The sequence below is a fragment of the Streptomyces tubbatahanensis genome (assembly GCF_022699385.1).
GTDB classification, from domain to species: domain Bacteria; phylum Actinomycetota; class Actinomycetes; order Streptomycetales; family Streptomycetaceae; genus Streptomyces; species Streptomyces diacarni.
Genome location: NZ_CP093846.1, coordinates 4,159,497 through 4,181,124, shown reverse-complemented (window position 1 = coordinate 4,181,124; position 21,628 = coordinate 4,159,497). Strand labels below are relative to the sequence as shown.

13 protein-coding genes, 1 pseudogene and 1 riboswitch are annotated in these 21,628 nt (G+C 74.8%); of the genes and pseudogenes, 6 read left to right on the top strand and 8 right to left on the bottom strand.

The genetic code is table 11. From position 1 onward, the window contains the following. Window positions 1-32: 32 nt before the first annotated feature. The gene (cobN, locus tag MMF93_RS17990; protein ID WP_242757637.1) at window positions 33-3,848 is read right to left on the bottom strand and encodes a cobaltochelatase subunit CobN; all 3,816 of its coding nucleotides are present in this window, start codon (window positions 3,846-3,848) and stop codon (window positions 33-35) included. Window positions 3,849-4,012: 164 nt separating this feature from the next. Further along, window positions 4,013-4,105: riboswitch (cobalamin riboswitch) on the bottom strand. An 83-nt stretch (window positions 4,106-4,188) separates the two neighbouring features. On the opposite strand from cobN, the pseudogene cobG reads away from it, so the two are divergent. From cobG to MMF93_RS17970, 4 genes and pseudogenes are all read left to right on the top strand, one after another. Continuing rightward, window positions 4,189-5,700: pseudogene (gene cobG / locus MMF93_RS17985) on the top strand (precorrin-3B synthase); the annotation flags it as partial. Between the two features lie 42 nt (window positions 5,701-5,742). Beyond that, window positions 5,743-6,369, top strand: coding sequence for a precorrin-8X methylmutase (locus MMF93_RS17980; RefSeq protein ID WP_242757636.1), 627 nt, complete (start codon window positions 5,743-5,745; stop codon window positions 6,367-6,369). 161 nt (window positions 6,370-6,530) lie between these two features. Further along, the gene (cobJ, locus tag MMF93_RS17975) at window positions 6,531-8,153 is read left to right on the top strand and encodes a precorrin-3B C(17)-methyltransferase (protein ID WP_242757635.1); all 1,623 of its coding nucleotides are present in this window, start codon (window positions 6,531-6,533) and stop codon (window positions 8,151-8,153) included. Window positions 8,154-8,256: 103 nt separating this feature from the next. After that, a complete protein-coding gene (locus MMF93_RS17970) occupies window positions 8,257-9,888 on the top strand; it encodes a PH domain-containing protein (RefSeq protein WP_242752831.1) in 1,632 nt (543 codons plus the stop codon). Between the two features lie 638 nt (window positions 9,889-10,526). Here the strand turns inward: MMF93_RS17970 and MMF93_RS17965 are convergent. Both MMF93_RS17965 and MMF93_RS17960 read right to left on the bottom strand, forming a co-directional pair. Then, window positions 10,527-11,915, bottom strand: a complete 1,389-nt coding sequence (locus MMF93_RS17965; RefSeq protein WP_423835619.1) for an MFS transporter — start codon at window positions 11,913-11,915, stop codon at window positions 10,527-10,529. A gap of 319 nt (window positions 11,916-12,234) precedes the next feature. Further along, on the bottom strand, window positions 12,235-12,990 hold the full coding sequence (locus MMF93_RS17960) for a cobalt-precorrin-6A reductase (protein ID WP_242752827.1): 756 nt from the start codon (window positions 12,988-12,990) through the stop codon (window positions 12,235-12,237). Window positions 12,991-13,112: 122 nt separating this feature from the next. On the opposite strand from MMF93_RS17960, the gene MMF93_RS17955 reads away from it, so the two are divergent. Then, window positions 13,113-14,234 (top strand): cobalt-precorrin-5B (C(1))-methyltransferase, encoded by a 1,122-nt coding sequence (locus MMF93_RS17955; RefSeq protein WP_242752825.1) that lies wholly within the window; start codon window positions 13,113-13,115, stop codon window positions 14,232-14,234. A gap of 77 nt (window positions 14,235-14,311) precedes the next feature. Here MMF93_RS17955 and cobM read toward each other — a convergent pair whose 3' ends face one another. Both cobM and cbiE read right to left on the bottom strand, forming a co-directional pair. After that, the gene (gene cobM / locus MMF93_RS17950) at window positions 14,312-15,061 is read right to left on the bottom strand and encodes a precorrin-4 C(11)-methyltransferase (protein ID WP_242752823.1); all 750 of its coding nucleotides are present in this window, start codon (window positions 15,059-15,061) and stop codon (window positions 14,312-14,314) included. Continuing rightward, the gene (cbiE, locus tag MMF93_RS17945) at window positions 15,058-16,449 is read right to left on the bottom strand and encodes a precorrin-6y C5,15-methyltransferase (decarboxylating) subunit CbiE (RefSeq protein WP_242752821.1); all 1,392 of its coding nucleotides are present in this window, start codon (window positions 16,447-16,449) and stop codon (window positions 15,058-15,060) included. Before cbiE ends, cobM begins: the two co-directional genes overlap by 4 nt. A 93-nt stretch (window positions 16,450-16,542) precedes the next feature. Here cbiE and MMF93_RS17940 point away from each other — a divergent pair, with 93 nt between their 5' ends. Further along, the gene (locus tag MMF93_RS17940) at window positions 16,543-18,390 is read left to right on the top strand and encodes a S9 family peptidase (RefSeq protein WP_423835462.1); all 1,848 of its coding nucleotides are present in this window, start codon (window positions 16,543-16,545) and stop codon (window positions 18,388-18,390) included. Here the strand turns inward: MMF93_RS17940 and MMF93_RS17935 are convergent. From MMF93_RS17935 to MMF93_RS17925, 3 genes are all read right to left on the bottom strand, one after another. Next, on the bottom strand, window positions 18,323-19,276 hold the full coding sequence (locus MMF93_RS17935) for an SURF1 family protein (protein WP_242752819.1): 954 nt from the start codon (window positions 19,274-19,276) through the stop codon (window positions 18,323-18,325). The genes MMF93_RS17940 and MMF93_RS17935 overlap by 68 nt on opposite strands. A 61-nt stretch (window positions 19,277-19,337) precedes the next feature. Beyond that, window positions 19,338-20,621 carry a hypothetical protein gene (locus MMF93_RS17930; protein WP_242752817.1) on the bottom strand — a complete coding sequence of 428 codons (1,284 nt, stop codon included), beginning with the start codon at window positions 20,619-20,621 and terminating at the stop codon, window positions 19,338-19,340. Then, a complete protein-coding gene (locus tag MMF93_RS17925; RefSeq protein ID WP_181856251.1) occupies window positions 20,618-21,193 on the bottom strand; it encodes a SigE family RNA polymerase sigma factor in 576 nt (191 codons plus the stop codon). The genes MMF93_RS17930 and MMF93_RS17925 overlap by 4 nt, the downstream gene beginning before the upstream one ends. Window positions 21,194-21,628: the final 435 nt, after the last annotated feature.

Below are 21,628 nucleotides of genomic sequence, written 5' to 3'. Positions count from 1 at the left end.
GGGCGGGGGAGGGGTCCGCCCGGGCCCGGGCGTCACTCGTCGCCTTCCAGCTCCCCCTCCGTCTCCAGGTAGATCTGGCGCAGCGCGTCGAGTGCGGCCGGATCGGGTTTCGCCCACATGCCGCGGGACTCGGCCTCCAGGAGGCGTTCCGCGATGCCGTGCAGCGCCCAGGGGTTGGCCTCTTGGAGGAAGCCGCGGGTGGCCTCGTCCATGACGTAGGCCTCGGTGAGCTTGTCGTACATCCAGTCGGCCACCACGCCGGTGGTGGCGTCGTAGCCGAAGAGGTAGTCGACCGTCGCCGCCAGTTCGAAGGCGCCCTTGTAGCCGTGGCGGCGCATCGCCTCGATCCACTTGGGGTTGACGACGCGGGCCCTGAAGACGCGGGACGTCTCCTCCACCAGGGTGCGGGTGCGCACCGTCTCGGGGCGGGTGGAGTCGCCGATGTAGGCCTCGGGCGCGGTGCCCCGCAGGGCGCGCACGGTGGCGACCATGCCGCCGTGGTACTGGAAGTAGTCGTCCGAGTCGGCGATGTCGTGCTCGCGGGTGTCGGTGTTCTTGGCGGCCACCGCGATCCGCTTGTACGCGGTCTCCATCTCCTCGCGGGCCGGGCGGCCGTCCAGCTCCCGCCCGTAGGCGTAACCGCCCCAGACGGTGTAGACCTCGGCGAGATCCGCGTCGGTGCGCCAGTCGCGGGAGTCGATCAGTTGCAGGAGGCCCGCGCCGTACGTGCCGGGGCGGGAGCCGAAGATGCGGGTGGTGGCCCGGCGTTCGTCCCCGTGCTCGGCCATGTCCTGGCGGGTGTGGGCGCGCACGAAGTTGACCTCGTCCGGCTCGTCCAGCCCCGCGGCCAGGCGCACCGCGTCGTCCAGCAGCCCCACCGTGTGCGGGAACGCGTCGCGGAAGAACCCGGAGATGCGCAGCGTCACGTCGATGCGCGGGCGCCCAAGCTCCTCGTACGGGACGGGTTCGAGCCCCGTCACCCGGCGCGAGGCGTCATCCCACACGGGGCGGACGCCGAGCAGGGCCAGGGCCTCGGCGATGTCGTCGCCCGCGGTGCGCATGGCGCTGGTCCCCCACAGGGACAGGCCGACGGAGGTGGGCCAGGCGCCGTTGTCGCCGCGGTACCGCTCCAGGAGGGAGTCGGCCAGTGCCTGGCCCGTCTCCCACGCGAGCCGGGAGGGGACGGCCTTCGGGTCGACGGAGTAGAAGTTGCGGCCCGTCGGCAGGACGTTGACCAGACCGCGCAGCGGCGACCCGGAGGGCCCCGCGGGGACGAAGCCGCCCGCCAGCGCGTGCACGGTGTGGTCCAGTTCGTCGGTGGTCGCCTCCAGCCGGGGCACCACTTCGCGGGCGGCGAAGGTGAGGATGCCGGCGACCTGCGCAGGCTGCCCGGCCGCCACCGCGTCGACCGCGGCCGGGTCCCATCCGGCCGCCTCCATCTCCTCGACCAGTGCGCGCGCCCGTGCCTCCGCCGCGTCGGAGGCCGTGCGGGTCGCCGCCGACTCGTCCAGCCCCAGTGCCTCCCGCAGGCCCGGCAGCGTGTGCGAGCCGCCCCAGATCTGGCGGGCGCGCAGGATGGCCAGGACGAGGTTCACCCGGTCCTCGCCGCCGGGCGCGGTACCCAGCACGTGCAGGCCGTCGCGGATCTGGGCGTCCTTCACCTCGCACAGCCAGCCGTCGACGTGCAGCAGGAAGTCGTCGAAGCCCTCGTCGTCGGGGCGCTCCTCCAAGCCGAGGTCGTGGTCGAGCTTCGCCGCCTGGATCAGCGTCCAGATCTGCGCCCGGATCGCCGGCAGCTTCGCCGGGTCCATCGAGGAGATCTGCGCGTACTCGTCCAGCAGTTGTTCCAGCCGGGCGATGTCGCCGTAGGAGTCGGCGCGCGCCATCGGCGGGACGAGGTGGTCGACGAGTGTGGCGTGCACCCGGCGCTTGGCCTGCGTGCCCTCGCCAGGGTCGTTGACCAGGAACGGGTAGACCAGCGGGAGGTCGCCCAGCGCCGCGTCGGGCGCGCAGGCGGCGGACAGGCCCGCGTTCTTGCCCGGCAGCCACTCCAGGTTGCCGTGCTTGCCCAGGTGGATCATCGCGTCCGCGCCGAAGCCGCCCTCCGTTCGCGGGGCGGCGATCCAGCGGTAGGCGGCCAGGTAGTGGTGCGAAGGCGGCAGGTCGGGGTCGTGGTAGATGGCGATGGGGTTCTCGCCGAAGCCGCGGGGCGGCTGGATGAGGATGAGCAGGTTGCCGCGGCGCAGCGCCGCCAGCACGATGTCGCCCTCGGGGTTGTGCGTACGGTCGACGAACATCTCGCCCGGCGGTGGACCCCAGTGCTCCTCGACCGCGTCCCGCAGCTCTTGCGGGAGCGTGGCGTACCAGCGGCGGTAGTCCGCCGCCGGGATACGGACCGGGTTGCGGGACAGCTGTTCCTCGGTCAGCCAGTCCTGATCGTGACCGCCCGCGTCGATGAGCGCCCTGATGAGCGCGTCACCCTCGTGCTCACCACTGCCGTCGGTTTCGTCACCTTCGGCGGCGGCTGGCCCGGGGGGTGTTGCGCGCGCGTCACCACCTTGGGGGGTGACGGTTTCGCCAGTTTCCCCCTGCTCTGCGGGGGCGGCGCCGGCCCCGGGGACGAGGCCCGGGATGTTTTCGGGCGGGCCGAAGTCGTAGCCCTCCGCCACCAGGCGCCGCAGCAGCGCCATCGCACTGGCCGGAGTGTCCAGACCCACCGCGTTGCCGATCCGCGCGTGCTTGGTCGGATACGCCGACAACACGAGCGCCAGCCGCTTCTCCCCCGCCGGAATGTGCCGCAGCCTGGCGTGCCGCACCGCGATGCCCGCGACCCGCGCCGCCCGCTCCGGGTCGGCGACGTACGAGGGCAGACCGTCCTCGTCGATCTCCTTGAAGGAGAACGGCACGGTGATCAGACGGCCGTCGAACTCCGGTACCGCGATCTGGCTCGCCGCGTCGAGCGGGGAGACGCCCTCGTCGTTGCGCTCCCAGTCCGCGCGGGGGGCCGTCAAACACAGCGCCTGGATGATCGGTACGTCCAGGCCGGTGAGCGCGCCCGCGTCCCACGCCTCGTCATCGCCGCCCGCCTGGGCGTCGGCCGGCTTGGTGCCACCCGCGCCACCCGCCGCCAGCACGGTCGTGACGATCACATCCGCCGCACGCAGCTCCTCGACGAGCTCGGGCTCCGGCGTCCGCAGGGACGCCACGTACAGCGGAAGCGCCCTGCCGCCCGCCGCCTCGATCGCGTCGCACAGCGCCGCGGCGAACGCCGTGTTCCCGCTCATGTGGTGCGCGCGGTAGTAGAGCACCGCCACGGTCGGCGCGTCGGCGGGCAACGCGGCCGCGTGCGGTCCTGGATCCCGCCGCAGCGCGCCCCACGAGGGTGCCGGGGCGGGGGGCTCGAAGCCGTGCCCGGTCAGCAGGACCGTGTCCGAGAGGAACCCGGCCAGCTGCGTGAGGTTCGCCGGGCCGCCGTGTGCCAGGTAGGCGTGCGCCTCGGCGGCCACACCGATCGGCACCGTCGAGGCGGCCATCAGCTGGGCGTCCGGCGCCTGTTCGCCCGTCAGGACGACGAGCGGACGGCCGCTCTCGCGGAGCAGGTCGACGCCCTGCTGCCAGGCGCGGATACCGCCCAGCAGGCGGACGACGACGAGGTCGGCACCGTCGAGAAGCGCACCGAGCTCCTCCTGGAGCGCCCCTTCGGACAGCCGGGTCGGGTTGGCGTACCGGTACGAAAGGGGGTGCGCGGCCGGGGAGTGGTCCGCTGCCTCGTTCGCGGCGCGCGCGCTCTCGTTCGCCGCGCGAGCGCTGAGGAGGTCCGTGTCGGAGGTCGAAAGAAGAAGGATCACCCGTGGGGTGACGTCCCCCTGAGCGGCGTCGCGTGACGAGAGCAGCATGCTGCGGTCGGCCCTTCCTCGGGGTGTCCACGCCCCGGGTGTCGGTATGGGTCTCCCCTTGCTCCTGGTCACCCCACCGGCCGCAGGCCGGGCAGGAGCCGAGAGCTCGGGGAAGGGAGTTCCTGACTCACCCGGCCGTGGCCGGGCTCACAGTGGCGGGACCGCGCCGGATTTCCACCGGCTTCCTCCCCAGTCGCCGTCGCCGGCGATGAGCGCGGACCGGGTGGTACGCGCTCAGCAGGCATCGTACGGGGGTTCGGCTCCGTGCGGGAGGGCACCCTTGCCGGTGGGTATGCTCGCGGCCATGTCCGTGACCCCCTCCCCTTCGTCCGCCCAGGACGCCGCGACAGTTGCTGATGCAACACATTGTGCGGCGCCCCGTGCGCGCGGGGACGCGTGCCCGGGGGCGCTGCGGCTGCACCACGCGGACGACGGGGCGCTGGCACGTGTCCGGGTGCCGGGCGGGGTGCTGGACGCCGCACAGGCGGAGGCGCTGGCCGCTGCCGCGCTGCACCTCGGGGACGGCGCGCTGCACCTGACCTCACGCGGAAACCTGCAACTCCGCGGCCTGGAGGCGCGGTCCGCCGACGAGTTGGGGCGCCTGCTGGAGGCCGCGCGGCTGCTGCCCTCCGCCGCGCACGAGCGGGTGCGCAACATCGTGGCCTCGCCGCTGTCGGGACTGGACGGCGAAGGGCGCCGCGACGTACGCACCTGGCTCGTCGAGTTGGACCGGCTTCTGTGCGCGAGCGAAGACGCGAGCGAACTGTCGGGGCGGTTCCTGTTCGCCCTGGACGACGGGCGCGGGGACGTCTCGGCGCTGGGTGCGGACGTGACGTTGCTCGCGCTGGACGACGGGGCCGCGCTGCTGCGCCTGGGCGGTCACGGGCACGGTCACGAGGGCGACCGCGCGGCCGGTGAGGCGGACGTGCTGCACGTGCCCGACGCTCTCGCCCCCCTCGCCGCGCTCGCCGCCGCCGAGGCCTTCGTCGACGCCGTACGCGCGTACGGAGAACGGGCTTGGCGGATCGGCGATCTCCCGCCAGACGTCCGCGGCAGCGTCCTGCGCCGCACGGCGGAACGCGTCGGGCCGGCCGCCCCTGCCGTCCCCCTTCCGCCGTCCCCGGCGCGTGCGGCGGCCGCCCCGCCGGAGGGGCCCGCACCCGGCCTCGTCAGGGCGGTCGGGGGCTCCGGTGCCGCCGCGGGCCACGGCGTCGCGCTGTCCGTCCTGGCACCGCTGGGGCGTCTGAACGGTGACCAGTGGCGGCTGTTGGCCCGTACGGCCCGCCACGCGGGCACCGGGGAACTGCGGGTGACGCCGTGGCGCGGCGTCGTCGTCCCCGGGGTCGCGGACGAGGCCGCGGAGGCCGCGCTGGCGGCGCTGGGCGACGCCGGACTGGTGACGCGGCCCGCCTCCCCGTGGCGCGGAGTGGGGGCGTGCACCGGGCGGCCGGGATGCGGCAAGGCGCTCGCGGACGTCCGCACCGACGCGGCCGCCAGCGTGGCGGAAGCGGCCGCCCACGCCACGGACGCCGCCTCGGGTCACAGGGGTGAGCTGCCCGTCTACTGGTCGGGCTGCGCGCGGCGGTGCGGCCGTCCGCGAGGTGACCACGTGGACGTGGTCGCGGAGGCCGGGGGGTACCGCGTGACGACCGTCCCCGCGGACCCCGCACAGCAGCCGGCGTCCACCCCGCCCGCGCCCTGCGTCCCCTACGACGACGCGCGCACGGAACTGGCCGCCGCCGTGGCGACGGCCCGTGGCCACACCCGCGCACGCCCCGCCCCGACGAACCGACGAGCGACGCGACCCGACGAGCGACGCGATCCGATGACCGAGAGCAGACCAACAGTGTTCGAGTACGAGAAGGACGGCGCTGCCATCTACCGGCAGTCCTTTGCCACCATCCGCGCCGAGGCGGATCTGGCGGGGCTGCCCGCCGATGTCGCTCAGGTCGCGGTGCGGATGATCCACGCCTGCGGCATGGTCGACCTCGTACGCGACCTCGCCCACACGCCCGAGGCCGTCGCGCGGGCCCGCGCCGCGCTGCGCGCGGGAGCGCCCATCCTGTGCGACGTCGCCATGATCGCCAGTGGTGTCACCCGCAGGCGGCTGCCGGCCGACAACGAGGTGGTCTGCACCCTCGCCGATCCGCGCGTCCCCGCTCTCGCGGCCGAGTTGGGCACGACACGCACAGCGGCGGCCCTCGAACTGTGGCGGGACAGGCTGGAGGGCTCGGTCGTCGCCGTCGGCAACGCGCCCACCGCGCTGTTCAGGCTCCTGGAGATGGTCGCGGAGGGCGCACCGCGGCCGGCCGCGGTGATCGGGGTGCCCGTCGGCTTCGTCGGCGCGGTCGAGTCGAAGCAGGCACTGGCCGGGCATCCCTCGGGGCTCGACCACCTGATCGTGCACGGCCGGCGGGGCGGCAGCGCCCTGGCCGTGGCCGCGCTCAACGCCATCGCCAGCGAGGAGGAGTGAGCCCGGTGACGAGCCCGGACGACCCCCGCCAGGAGCCCGCCCCGCCGCACGCGCCACCGACAGCGCCGTCGGAGGCCGGGAACGGCAAGACGAGCGACGCGCACGCCGCCGGCACCGGACGGTTGCTCGGTGTCGGACTCGGCCCCGGCGACCCGTCGTTGATGACCGTACGGGCCGTCGAGGCGATCGCCGAGGCGGACGTCGTCGCCTACCACAGTGCCCGGCACGGCCGTTCGATCGCCCGGTCCATCGCCTCCCGGTACCTGCGCGCCGACCATGTGGAGGAGGCGCTGGTCTACCCGGTCACGACCGAGTCCACCGACCATCCGGGCGGATACCGGGGCGCGCTGGAGGAGTTCTACGCACAGGCCTCCGCTCGGCTGGCCGCGCACCTGGAGGCGGGACGGACCGTCGCCGTGCTGGCCGAGGGCGATCCCCTCTTCTACGGCTCCTACATGCACATGCACAAGCGGCTGGCCCACCGCTTCCCGACGGAGGTCATCCCTGGCGTGACCTCCGTGAGCGCGGCGGCGGCCCGTCTCGGCACGCCTCTGTCGGAGGCCGAGGAGGCGCTGACCGTCCTGCCGGGCACGCTGCCCGAGGAGGAACTGACCGCACGGCTCGCCTCCAGCGACGCGGTGGCCGTGATGAAACTGGGCCGTACCTTCCCCAAGGTGCGGCGGGCACTGGAGCGTTCGGGCCGGCTGGCCGAGGCCCGCTACGTCGAGCGCGCCACCATGGAGGGGGAGCGCACCGGGCTGGTGGCGGACGTGGACGCCGACTCGGTGCCGTACTTCTCGGTGGCGGTCCTCCCCAGCAAGGTGGGCGCGCACGCGTCCCGTGCTGCCGAACCCGAACCCGAAACCCCAGCTCAAGACCAAGCCCAAGCCCAAGACCAAGCCGATGCCGACACCGCTGGGGAAGGCGAAGCCGAGGGCGGCGGCGCGGCCGGTGAGGTCGTGGTCGTCGGGACCGGGCCCGCCGGGCCGCTGTGGCTGACGCCCGAGACGCGGGGCGCGCTGGCCGCCGCCGACGACCTCGTCGGCTACACCACCTACCTCGACCGGATCCCCCGCCACGACGGCCAGCGCCGCCACGGTTCGGACAACCGGGTGGAGGCCGAGCGCGCCGAGTTCGCACTGGAACTGGCCCGGCGGGGGCGCCGGGTGGCCGTCGTCTCGGGCGGTGACCCGGGGGTGTTCGCCATGGCGACGGCCGTGCTGGAGGCGGCCTCCGAGGCGCCGTACACCGAGGTGCCGGTACGCGTGCTGCCGGGCGTGACGGCCGCCAACGCGGCGGCGGCCCGCGTGGGCGCGCCGCTGGGCCACGACTACGCCGTCCTCTCCCTCTCGGACCGGCTCAAGCCGTGGGAGGTCATCGCGGAGCGCCTGCGGGCCGCCGCCGCGGCCGATCTGGTGGTCGCCCTCTACAACCCGGGGTCCAGGAGCCGTACCTGGCAGGTCGGCAAGGCCCGCGAGGTGCTGCTGGAACACCGGGCACCGGACACGCCGGTCGTCGTCGCCCGCGACGTGGGCGGCGAGGGGGAGCGGGTGCACGTCGTGCGCCTGGCGGAACTCGACCCCGCACAGGTCGACATGCGCACCCTGCTGATCGTCGGTTCCTCGCAGACGCGGGCGCAGACGCGGGCGCGGACGGACGGGCAGCGCACGGACGGGCAGCGCGCGGACGGGCAGCGCGCGGACGGGCAGCGCGCGGACGGGGCGCGGACGAGCGTGTGGACTCCGCGCCGCTACCCGGAACCCGAGCGGCACGCGGAGGCGTGAGCGCCGCGCGCCTCCTGTGGTGCGGCCTCGGCAACGACAGGGGCCCGTACGTTGCCGCATACCGCACAAGCGCTCATGCCCCGGCGGCGGCATGATGCCGGGTATGAGTGAAACGCGGGAGGTGTTCTGCCGCCCTCCTCACGAGCGCGCCCTGTGGTTCTTCGCCGGCCTGGGCGCGGTGGGGGCGGTGGGGGCGGTCTCGGCCGTGGTGTACCTGGGGTACGGGGGCACGCTGCTGAGCGAAGCCACGGCCGTGTGGCTCGGCGCCGCCGGCCTGCTGTTGGCGCTGCTGGGCATCCCGGCCCTCCACGGGGCGACCGCCCGGCTGCGCGCCGACGCGTACGGCCTGCACACCCGCACGCTGCTGCGGCGCCGCAGTGTGCCGTGGAGCGACATCGCCGACCTGCACGTGCGGCTGAAGTACCAGGGCAACCACCGCTACCGGGACATCCGCCGGGTCGGCCTGGTACTGCACGACGGCCGCAAGCGGCTCCTCCCCCTGCCGTACGCCGGCGGGGCCGGTGACACCGGCAGCACCGGTGACACCGGCGACACCGCGGACTTCGACGCGACGCTGGAAGCGCTGCGCGCGCTGCACCGCCGTTTCGGCACCCCCGCGACGAGCCACCTCCCCGTCGTCTCACAGCGCACCGCGGGGCACGGAGTCGCCGGGCCGGTGGCGCTGTGCGCGGTGCTGCTCGCCTGCGCGGGCGTGGCCGCGTGGTGGGTGCCGGCGACCGCCTCGCACGAACAGGACTGGACGTCGGCCGTCGCGTGCACCTCTACGACGCCCGCCGCCGAGCGCGCCGCGTGCCTGACCACTGTGCCGGCGGTCATCGACCGGACCGAGGCACACCGGCCCCGGCAGCGCAGCTGGCTGTACTTCGCCGACGACCGCCCCGTGCAGCGGCTGGCCGTCTCACGGGAGGCCGCCACGGGCTTCGAAGCGGGCGACGAGGTCGACGTGACCCTCTGGCACCGCGAGATACGGAAGGTCGCGGGAGAGCACGAGGTGTGGCGCGAGCACGTCACGCCCGCCAAGGACGTGGCCGTCGTCGCGGCCGCGTTCGCCCTGGCCGCGGGCTGGCCCGCCGCCCGGGTACTGCTGCGCCTGCGCGCGCGCCGGCTGCCCGACGACGACGTCCTGCCCTCGGTCGCCCCGTTCGTGGGTGCGCTGTGCGGCACGGCCCTGTGGCTGCTGCCGCTCTGCTACCTCCACCCGACCTCCCCGTTCGCTCCCGAGGCGCTGGCGTGGGCGGCGGCCGGCTGCCTGGTCACGTCGGCCCTGTTCGCCTGGGCGTGGCGGGCGACCCGCACCCGCACCCCGGAGGAGACGGGCGGAGGTGAGGGAGGGGGTGAAGGGAACAGGCGCAGCGGCTCCGGCGACGTGTTCCTGGCCGCGCGGTTCCTGGAGCACACCGACTACAACCCGCACCACTTCGGCACGCACATCGCCCTCGGGGACGGCGGTCCGCCCGCGGTGACGCCCCACTCGGGCCCCGGCCGGTTCGCGGCGAAGGACATCCCCGTCGAGCGGCTCACCGTCACGAGGGTGCGGCGGGCGCGGGGTGACGACGGCGACACGGTGCCCCGCAGCTGGCACGTCGCCGAGCTGGACGACGCGGGCACACCGGTGCGCCTCGCCGCCGCCCCGGCCGACCTGACACGCCTCGTCCGCGCACTGACGGCGGACAGGGGCCAGGTGGCCGGAACGGGAGCGCCCGGGTTCGACTAGGGCCTCTCGTTCGGCCCGCGGACGCGCGCACCCCGCTCCCTCCGCGCCTCGCACGCGCCGCACGCGCCGCTCGCGCGCTCTCACGTCCGTCCCACTGGTTCGACTGATTTCGGCCGGTCGGCCTTTTCGGGACGCCTGACTCGGAGAACAAAGCGGGCAAGAGAGAACGAAGGGAGGTGACGTGCGATGCGGAAGATCTCCATGAACGCCGAGGCGGTGGTCCGGGCCGACCGCGCCAGGCACGCCAAGTGCCCCTTCACCTGGTGGTGGTACGACGCCAGGTGAGCCGGCGGTACAGGGCCGGGCAACCTCCAGGGCCCGGCCCTGTTCCGGGCCCGCTGCTCCCCGCGCCTCCCCTCCCCCGCGCCGCCCTCTGGAGCGCTCATGCGTTTTCGCCGTTCTCGCTGCCTCACCTGCTACTGGCATGACGGGCGGTTCGTCCTCCACCCCTATCCGCACGGCACGCCCACCGCGCTGCACCCGGCGGCCGCCGAGATCCTGTCCGCGTTCGAGAGATGGACCTCGCCGGGTGACGCCGCCGAGGACTTGGCGCACCTGGACCCCGAGAGCGTCCAGGAAGCCGTGGCGGCCCTGGCCGAGGCGGGCGCCCTGGCACCGGCAGCTGACCGCCGTCTCCCTCAGGTCTCCAGCGGCGCCTCCGCCGCCGCGTCCGCGGCACCGCCGTCACGGGCGGCACCGCCGCCACGGGCGGTGCCGCCCCGCGGTGCGCCGCGTCCGGCCAGGAGCAGCCCCGCGGCCGCCACGGCCACGCCGATCAGCGCGTAGAAGAAGGCGTTCCGGAACCCGTCCACGCCCGCGCCGCCCGCGGCGACGCCGACCAGCACGGCCAGCCCGAGGGAGCCGCCGAGCTGGTCGACGGAACGCTGGACGCCCGCGGCCGTACCGGCGTCGTCCTCGGTGACCCCGTGCAGCGCGGCGTTCTGCAGACCGAGCAGCCCGATGCCCATGCCGGCCGCGACGCCGGTCATGCCGGGCAGCACGTCGACGAGGTAGCCGCCCTGTTCCGGGACCCGGGCCAGCCAGCCCAGGCCCGCCGCCGTGCAGGCCAGGCCCACCAGCGCGGTGCTGCGCACGCCGAGCGCGGCGATCAGCCGGGAGGCGAGCGAGACGGCCGCCAGCACCACGGCGCAGAACGGCAGGAAGGCCAGCCCCGCTTGCAGGGGGCTCAGCCCGACGACGTCCTGCAGATAGAGGGTGAGGAGGAAGAACGCCGTGGACAGCGCGGCGCTCAACAGCACGGTCGCGCCGTTGGCCACGGCCCGCGTGCGGTGCGCGAAGAAGGACAGCGGCACCAGGGGGCTGGGCGTCCGCGCTTCGACGAGGACGAACGCGGCGAGCAGCAGCACCCCGGCGGCGAGGGCCACCGGTGCCGACTCCAGTACGCCGTAGACCAGGCTGAGCGGTCCCGCTGTCAGCAGGGCGGCGCCGGGCAGGTCCAGGCGCCCCGCGCGGGGGCGCGGGGCGTCCGCGGGCACCAGTTTGGGCGCGAGCAGCAGCACCGCCGCCGTGAGCGGCACGTTGATGCCGAAGATCCAGCGCCAGTGCAGGAGTTGGGTCACCACGCCGGACAGGAGGACGCCGACGACGAGCCCGCCGGAGGAGATGGCGCCCCACACGCCCAGGGCCTTCGCCCGTTCGGCGGGTCCGGGAAAGAGCAGCGCGATCAGCGACATCGCCGCGGGGGACGCCAGCGCCTCACCGGCGCCCTGTGCGAACCGGGCGCCGACCAGCGTGGGCAGGTTCGGTGCCAGCCCCGCCGCCAGCGAGGCGAGGGCGAACAGCGCGGCGCCCAGCAGGAACATCCTGCGGCGCCCCAGCAGGTCGGTGACCCGGCCGCCGAGCAGCAGCAGTCCGCCGCCCACGAGGGTGTATCCGGTGACGACCCAGGAGAGCGAGGCCGTCGGTGTGCCGAACTGCGCCCCGATCGAGGGCAGCGCCACGTTGACGACGGTCACGTCGATGGCGATGAGGAACTGCAGGAGGGAGAGCAGCGCGAGCGCGGGCATCCGCCGGTCAGGGGCCGACGGGGCCGGGCGCGCTTCGGGAAAGGTGTTCACGAAGTGGGTACTCCAGGCAGGGGGACGTCACGGCCACGCCGAGGTGGCCGTCAGGACGCTTCCGTGCCGCGGTACGACAGCCTGGCCCCACCGGTCACCACCGGTGCGGCCGCCGCCGTGGAACGGCACACCTGGAGTTACTTCGTGAGAGCGATACCCATACGGCGATCGTAGCCGGGCGGGCCCGCCCGGCACAGCCCGTCCCGGCACAGCCCGTCCCGGCACAGCCCAGGGCGCCGTGCCCTGCGCGTCACGCGCCGCCGACGCCTCACCGGGGGCCGGGGACCGCCTCCACCGCCTGTTCGGGGCTGCTCACCACCCGCACGCCGTCCGGCACCGGAGGGCGGCGGACCACGACGACGGGGATGCCCCTCTCCCGCGCCGCCGCCAGCTTCGGCGCCGTCGCGGCGCCGCCGCTGTCCTTCGTCACCAGGACGTCGATGCGGTGGCTGCGGAGCACCTCGCGTTCGCCTTCCAGCGTGAAGGGTCCGCGCTCGAGGAGCAGGTGTGTCCGCGCCGGGAGGGGCGTCCCCGGCGCGGGCGGGTCCACGGAGCGGGCCAGGAACCACAGCTGGTCGGTGCCGGGACCGGCGAAGCTGCTCAAGCCCAGCCGTCCGGTCGTCAGGAAGACGCGCCGCCCCAAGCGCGGGAGGGTGGCGGCGGCGGCCTCCAGCGAGGCGACCTCGTGCCAGTCGTCGCCGTCTGTGGGGGCCCAGCCGGGGCGGCGGAGGGCGAGCAGGGGAACATGGGCTGCGGCCGCGGCCTCGGCCGCGTGGAAACTGATCGTCTCGGCGAAGGGATGGGTGGCGTCGATGAGGAGGTCGACACGGTGGTCCCGCAGCCACGCCGTCAGCCCCTCGACGCCTCCGAAGCCGCCGATCCGCACCGCGCCGCCGCCCGGCAGCCGTGGCCCCGCCACCCGGCCCGCCAGGGAGCTGGTGACCCGGGCCCGCGGCCGCGCGGTGTACAGCAGCTCCGCCAGCCGCCTGCCCTCGGTCGTACCGCCCAGAATCAGTACGTGCACGGGGAAGGGCTCCTCGGGTGGGTGACGCGGGGTGCGGGTGACGCGGGCGGCACCTGGCGTGGGTGACACGCGGCGCGGCGGGGACGTGAGGGAACGACGACTTCGGTGAGTAGCGAGGCGAGATGGGCGAGGCGAAGGGCGGGCGCGGCGCCCAACTGGAGAGGACCGGGCTGCGCCCCGGCTGGACGACCGGCGCCTGTGCGACAGCGGCGACGACGGCCGCCTGCACCGCGCTGCTCACCGGCGACTTCCCCGATCCGGTGACGATCACTCTCCCCAAGGGCGAACGCCCTGCGTTCGCCCTCGCCTACGAACAGCTGGACCCCGGCGGGGAGTGGGCGACGGCCGCCGTCGTCAAGGACGCGGGCGACGATCCGGACGTCACCCACGGCGCCGTCGTCCGCGCCACCGTCCGCGCGCTGCCCGCCGGCGCGGGCGTCGTCTTCCGGGCGGGCCCCGGGGTGGGCACCGTCACCCGCCCGGGACTCCCCCTGGAGGTGGGCGAGCCCGCCGTCAACCCCGTGCCACGGCAGCTGATGCGCGAGCACGCGGCCCGGGTGGCGGCGCACCACGGCGGCAGCGGCGATGTGGAGATCACCCTCGCGGTCGAAGGCGGCGAGGAGATCGCCCGCTCCACCTGGAACCCGCGGCTGGGCATCCTCGGCGGGCTGTCCATCCTGGGGACCACGGGCATCGTGGTGCCGTACTCGTGCTCGGCGTGGATCGACTCGATCCGGCGCGGGGTGGACGTGGCACGGGCCGCGGGCCGCACCCATGTGGCCGGGTGCACGGGGTCGACGTCGGAGCGCACGGTGGTCGCCGAGTACGGGCTGCCCGAGGACGCGCTGCTGGACATGGGGGACTTCGCCGGCGCCGTCCTGAAGTACGTGCGCCGCCACCCGGTGGACCGGCTCACGGTCTGCGGCGGCTTCGCCAAACTGTCCAAGCTGGCCGCCGGGCACCTGGACCTGCACTCCCAACGCTCCCAGGTGGACAAGGGGTTCCTCGCCGAGCTGGCCCGGCGGGGCGGTGCCGACGAGGCGCTCGCACACGACGTCGCCGAGGCCAACACGGGACTCGCGGCGCTGCGTTCGTGCGAGGCGGCCGGGGTTCCCCTCGGCGACCTGGTGGCGCGGGCCGCACGCGACGAGGCACTCGCGGTGCTGCGCGGCGCCCCCGTACGGGTGGACGTCGTCTGCATCGACCGCGCGGGGGCCGTGGTGGGACGCAGCACCGTGCGCTGAGCCTCGCAGCGCCGCACACCCCCGCACCTGCACGCGCACCCCCACGCGTCCCCGTTTCGCCACCGCCGCCCGGTCGGTCAGCACACGTGCCGGTCCCGCTCCGCCGAGTACAGGTAGCTGTCGCGGAAGTGCGCGGCGGCGAGCGTACGGCCCACGAGGATGACGGCCGTCCTGCTGACGCCCGCCGCCCTCACCTGCTCGGCGATGTCCGCCAGCGTGCCCCGCAGTACCAGCTCGTCCGGACGGCTGGCGTAGGCGACCACGGCCGCCGGGCAGTCGGAGCCGTAGTGCGGCACGAGTTCGGCGACGACCTCCTCGGCGTACCGCGCCGCCAGGTGCAGCACGAGCAGCGCGCCGCTGCGGCCGAGTGTGGCCAGGTCCTCGCCGTCCGGCATGGGCGTGGCCTGCCGCGCGATGCGGGTGAGCACCACCGTCTGCCCGACGGTCGGCACGGTCAGCTCGCGGCCCAGCGCGGCCGCCGCCGCCGCGAACGCGGGCACTCCGGGCACGACCTGGTGGTCCACCCCGGCCGCGTCCAGCCGGCGCATCTGCTCGGCGACGGCGCTGAAGACGGACGGGTCGCCCGAGTGCAGGCGCGCCACGTCGTGCCCTGCGGCGTGTGCCGCGACCATTTCGCCGGTGATGGCGTCCAGGTCGAGCTCGGCGGTGTCGACCAGGCGCGCGTGGGGCGGGCACTCGGCGAGCAGTTCGCGGGGCACCAGGCTGCCCGCGTACAGGCACACCCCGCAGGCGGCGAGCGTACGGGCGCCGCGCACCGTGATCAGGTCGGCGGCGCCGGGTCCCGCGCCGATGAAGTACACGGTCATCTCTCGTCTCCCACCACATCGCCTCCCCGCACATCAGACGTGCGTTCCACCACATCGGACGTGTCCTTCGCCGCGGCGGCGGACACGTCGGCACTCGCGACATCGGGCGCCACGCCCGCCCCCTCGCCCCCGGAGGGCTTGCACACCGCCCACTGCGTCACCGGCATCGCCTGCCGCCATCCGGTGAAGCCGCCGACCGGCACCCCGTGCGAGACGCCGAGGCGCACCAGTTCGCCGCCGTGCCTGCGGTACCAGTCCACCAGCAGTGCCTCGGATTCGAGGGTGACGGTGTTGGCGACCAGCCGCCCGCCCGGCGGCAACGCGCGCCAGCAGGCGTCCAGCAGCCCCGGTGCGGTCAGGCCGCCGCCGATGAACACCGCGTCGGGGGCGGGCAGTGCGGCGAGCGCGGAGGGGGCGGCTCCGGTCACGACCCGCAGCCCGGGCACGCCGAGCCGCTCGGCGTTGCGGGCTATCCGGTCCGCGCGGGCCGCGTTCCGCTCCACGGTGACCGCGCGGCACGCCGGGTGAGCGCGCATCCACTCCACCGCGATCGAGCCGGCGCCACCGCCCACGTCCCACAGGAGTTCGCCGGGCGCGGGCGCCAGCGCGGCGAGTGTCGCCGCGCGCACATGGCGCTTGGTGAGCTGCCCGTCGTGCTCGTACGCCTCGTCCGGCAGCCCGGGTACGGCGCCGAGCCTGGGCACACCCGAGGCGCCGTCGCCGGGGTCGCGGACGCACTCGACCGCGACGACGTTGAGGGGGTCGCCTGGCGGAGCCGACCACGTCAGCGCCGTCCCCTCGACCACGCGTTCGCCGTCCCCGCCGAGCTGTTCGAGCACCCGCACCGGGCTGGCGCCGAACCCCCGCTCCCGCAGCAGCGCCGCGATCTCGCCGGGCGTGTGCGCGCCCGCGCTGAGCACCAGCAGGCGCCGTCCGTGGTGCAGTACGGCCGACAGGCGTGCCAGCGGGCGGCCCACCGCGCTGACGGTCTCGCACTCCTCCTGCGCCCAGCCCAGCCGGGCGCAGGCGTACGCCACGGAGGAGGGGTGCGGCAGCACGCGGGGCACCGTGCCGAGGACCTCGCGCAGGGTGCGGGCGATGCCGTAGAAGGTCGGGTCGCCGCTCGCCGGTACCGCGACGCGGCGCCCCGCGTGCGCGGCCAGCAGCCCGGGCACGCCCGCGCGCAGTGGCGACGGCCACGGCACGCGCTCCCCCGCGCACGCGGCGGGCAGCAGCGCCAGCTGCCGGGCGCCGCCGATCAGCACCTCGGCCCCGCGCAGCGCCTCACGGGACGGCTCGGGCAGCCCGGCCCACCCGTCGGCGCCGATCCCGACGACCGTCAACGCGGAGGGCGCGGCGACGTCGCGGGGGGCGGTGGGGGACGTCACGGCGGCACCTCGGACTTTCGAACAGGGGACGGCTGGCACCCTACTGTCCGCTCCCCGCACCGCGGCCGCGGGGCCCGGTCCACAATGGAGCGCATGGATCGAAACGCATCGCCCGACCAGTCCGCCCAGGACACGCCTGACCAGGCCATGCCCGACTGGGAGAAGCGGTTCCGGGCGCCGCGCGTCTCGCTGCCCGAGTGGGCCGAGGACGCACCGGAACGGTCGCTGTTCATCTCGAACGCGACAGGCACGTTCGAGCTGTACGCCTGGGACCGGACCACCGGCGAACAGCGGCAGGTCACCGACCGCCCCAACGGGACGACCGACGGCACCCTGACGCCGGACGGCGCGTGGATCTGGTGGTTCTCCGACACCGACGGCGACGAGTTCGGCGTCTGGATGCGTCAGCCCTTCGCCGGCGGTCCCGACACCCGCGCCGTCGAGGGACTCGACCCCTCCTACCCGGCGGGGCTGGCCCTCGGCAGGGACGGCACCGTCGTCATCGGCCGCTCCACGGACGAGGACGGCTCCACGATCCACCTCCAGCGCCCCGGCTCCCCCGCCCCCGTCGAGATCTACCGGCACAGCGAGTCCGCCGGTGTCGGCGACCTCTCGCACGACGGCACCCTGCTGGTGATCGAGCACACCGAGCACGGGGACGCCATGCACTCGGCGCTGCGCGTCGTGCGCCCCGACGGCTCGACCGTCGCCGAACTCGACGACAGCGAGGGCGGTACGAAGGAACTCGGGCTCACCGTGCTCGGGTTCGCCCCCGTGGACGGCGACTCCCGGCTCCTGATCGGCCACCAGCGGCACGGCCGGTGGGAGCCGATGATCTGGGACCCGTCGGCCGGCACCACCCGCGAGCTCACCCTCGACCTGCCAGGAGACCTCTCCGCCGAGTGGTACCCGGACGCCTCGGCGCTGCTGGTCGTGCACAGCCACCAGGCCCGCGACGAGCTGTTCAGGTACGACCTGGCCAGCGGCGAGCGCACCCGCATCGACACCCCGGCGGGCTCCGTGCTGGGCGCCACCGCGCGGCCCGACGGCACCGTGGAGTTCCTGTGGTCGTCGGCCGCCCAGCCGCCGCAGGTCCGCTCCACCACCGGCGCGAGGGTGCTCGACCCGCCCGGGATGAAGGCACCGGGGTCCGTCCCCGTCGAGGACGCCTGGGTGGAGGGTCCCGGCGGGACCGTCCACGCCCTCGTCCAGAAGCCGGCGGGGCAGGGCCCCTTCCCCACCGTCTTCGAGGTGCACGGCGGGCCCACCCACCACGACACGGACTCCTTCGCCGGCCAGCCCGCCGCCTGGGTCGACCACGGCTTCGCCGTCGTACGGGTCAACTACCGCGGCTCCACGGGCTACGGCCGGGCCTGGACCGACGCGCTCAAGCACCGGGTCGGCCTGATCGAGCTGGAGGACGTCGACGCGGTACGGGCCTGGGCCGTCGACTCCGGTCTCGCCGACCCCGACAGGCTCGTGCTGGCCGGCGGCTCCTGGGGCGGCTACCTCACCCTGCTCGGGCTCGGTACCCAGCCCGAGGTGTGGGCGCTCGGCCTGGCCGCCGTCCCCGTGGCCGACTACGTCACCGCCTACCACGACGAGATGGAGGCGCTGAAGTCGATGGACCGCACGCTGCTCGGCGGCACCCCCGAGGAGGTCCCCGAGCGGTTCGAGGCGTCCTCACCCCTGACGTACGTCGAGAAGGTCCGCGCGCCCGTCTACATCTCCGCCGGGGTCAACGACCCGCGCTGTCCGATCCGGCAGGTCGAGAACTACGTGGGAAGGCTGGAGGAGCGCGGCCACCCGCACGAGGTGTACCGCTACGACGCGGGGCACGGCTCGCTCGTCGTCGAGGAGCGGATCAAACAGGTCAGGCTGGAGATCGACTTCGCGACCCGGCACCTTCCGGCGACGGCGCCGGGGCCCCGGCCCGCGTGACCCCGGCGGCGGGATCGTCCTCGCCGTCCCCACCGTCCTCGTCCTGCCGGCCGTCGCCGTCGTCCCGGCCGTCCCCGTCGGCCGGGCCGGTCTCCTCCTGGGGGAACTCCCCCTCCGGGAGGAGGCCGAGGGCCGCGTCCTTGGCCATCTCCGCCTCGCGCCGGAAGAAGCGGAACCACATGAAGACCACGAACCCGGCGAAGACGAACCACTGCGCCGTGTAGCCCAGGTTCTGGAACGCCTTCATGTCGAGCCCCGTGCCCGCGGGCGCCGCCGGCGGCACCGGCTTCAGCGGCTTCTGCGTCCGCTGCTCGGTGAGCCAGGCCCCCTCCACGCCGTACGGCACGATGTTGACGAGCGCGGAGGCGTTGATGAAGCCGAGCTGGTTGCGCGGGAGCGCCCCCGAGGCCTGGTCACCCGCGTCGTTCTGCGACTCCGACGCCTGGAGCGCGCCGCGGACGGTCACCTCGCCCTTCGGCGGCGCCGGCACCCGCGCGGGATCGGGGTTGCCCGGAAGCCAGCCCCGCACCACCGGGAGCGCCTTGCCGTCCTCGGTGTCGTCGGTACGCAGCAGGGAGAGCACGTAGAAGCCCCGCTCGCCCTTGACGGTACGGTCCGGGACGAGCAGCGGGTGCTCCGCGTCGAACCGCCCCGTCACCTTGGCGGTGTGCCCGACGGTGTCCTCCGTCACCGGCAGCAGGGAGGCGAGCGGACGCGCCTTGGCGTGCGCGGCGCTGCGCGACTGCTCCTGCTGCTCGTGGTGGCGGTCCACCCGGTCGTCGAACCGGCTCAGCTGCCAGCTGCCCATGAACAGGCACACCGGAATCGCCAGAACGGCGAAGATGTTGATCCCCCACCAGCGCGGGGTCAGCAGGAACCGGTACACCCCTTCACGGTACGCCCCGGCGGAACACGCCCGTTCGGGGAGGGGGCCGAAGCAGGCCGCCTCAGCTCTGGGGGATGACGCCCGTGCGGTAGAGCGTGCCGCCCGCACACGTGTCGGCGAGACGGGTGTTGGCTATCGGGGCGCCGCCCTCGGGCGTGTGGGAGACGACGACGTCGCTGCCGCCTCCGCCGGTGTCACCGCCACCGCCGTCGCCCTCGCCGGGCGTCCCGGTGCCGCCACCGCTGCCGTCGCCGCCGCCGTTGCCCTGGCCGCCGTCACCCGGGCTCGCGTCGGGGCCGCCCGAGGGATCGCCCTCGTACCGCCCGCCCTGCGGTGTCGGGGTACCGCCCCCGCAGCCGCCGCCGGGCACGAACGCGAACTTCACCACGTACGCCTGCCCTGGCTGGAGCACCACCTCGTCGCGCGCGACAGCCGGATCGCCCAGCCCGGGCGCCGCGTCGCCACTCGTGTGATCGACGACCGTCACCCGGCCCCGCGCGCCGCCCTGCACGGAGGCACCGACGAAGCCCTCGCCCTCCACCGTGCAGGTGTCCTTGGAGACGTTGGACACGCGGAAGCTGCCGTAGATGGTGCCCGCGCCGTCGGGCGCCCCAGAGCGCGCGGAGCCCCGCCCGAGCTGATCGCTGCCGCAGACCGGCGCGCTGGCGCTCAGCGTCTCGTCGGGCCCCGGGCCGCTGGTGCCGGGCCCCGAGGGGGTGGGGTGGGCGCTGCCGCCGCCCTTCCCGCCCTCGTCCTCGTCCCTGTCCTTGCCGCCGCCGTGCTTCTCGCCGCCCTTGCCGCCTCCCGAGCCCGTACCGGCCTCGGGCCCCCGCGTCTGGCCGTGGGTACTGGCCGCCGTCACCGGATGGTCGTCGTCACCGCTGCCGGGGACGACGCCGCCGTAGAAGAGCGCGGGCACGCCGACCGCGGCGACCAGTGCCGCCGCCACCCCGCCGACCATCGCCTGACGGCGGTGCGCACGCCGCGCGGGTACGGCATGACGCAGGTGGTCGAGGGTGCGGTCGAGGCTCTCGGGAGAGGGGTCGAGCTCGCGGACGCTGGCCTGGAGGAGGCGGCGCAGCGCGTCCTCGTCCCCCGGCGGCCCGCCCTGACCGGCGTCGCCGGCCCCGGTAGCCCCGCCGGCCCCGGTAGCCCCCTTCTCGGACTCCGCCCCCTCGCCGGAGGGGGCCTGCTCTTGTGGTGACGCCTTCTCCGCCGGAGAGGGCTGCCCCTCCGGGGACGACTGCCCTCCCGGGAAGGCCCGCTCGTCGGCGGAGGCCTGCTCCCCCGAAGGCGTCTCCTGCCCGGGCGTTCTCTCCTCGCGGGGCTCCCTGCCCTCACTCATGACGCCGCCTCCATGGCGGTGCGCAGCGCGGCGATACCGCGCGAACCGTACGCCTTCACCGAGCCGAGCGAGAGTCCGAGCACCTCAGCCACCTGAGCCTCGGTCATGTCGGCGAAGTACCGCAGCACCAGCACCTCGCGCTGGCGCCGCTGCAAGCCGCGCATCGCCTGTATCAACTGATCCCGTTCGAGCTGTTCGTAAGCCCCCTCCTCGGCGCTCGCCATGTCGGGCATCGGCTTGGAGAGCAGCTTCAGCCCGAGGATGCGGCGGCGCAGCGCGGAGCGGGAGAGGTTCACGACCGTCTGCCTGAGGTAGGCGAGGGTCTTCTCGGGGTCGCGGACGCGCTTGCGCGCGGAGTGCACGCGGATGAACGCCTCCTGCACGACGTCCTCGCACGAGGCGGTGTCGTCGAGCAGGAGCGCCGCGAGCCCGAGCAGGGACTTGTAGTGGGCGCGGTAGGTCTCGGTCAGGTGATCGACTGTGGTGCCCGGTGCCATTGCCTCGTCAGCGTCCCCACGCTGCGCGAGCGGGCGTGCGGGCCGCGCGGCAGGCCAGGGCGCGATCACCGGCATGCCTCCGCCCACCGGCAGCCCAGCGGCGCGCGGTGTGGGTCCGGGTCGGCCAGGGGCCGTTGCGATTCCGAGTACCTCTGCCACGCCTGTTTGACACGTTTCCCCCCGTCAGGGTTGTACGCGACAGGCACTGTGCGGGAAAACACACCACATGCCGTCATACACACATCTCTCGGTCGTCAAGTACACCCCGTTCGCCTCCGCTTCTCCCGACCGTCTGCCGCACGCCCCCAGTGCGGCCGTGACGCGGCCCGGAGGGAACAAAGACGCTCCCCGCCGCCTGCCGGTTGCAGGGGACGGGGAGCGTCATTCTCCGTCAGCGGGTGCCGCCGTGGCCAGGGGGGGCGCGCCCCGAAGGGGCGCGGGGAACCGCGCGCCAGGCCACGGAACACCCGTAGCCCGCGACGCACCGTCAGGGGCAGCCCCGACCCGGCG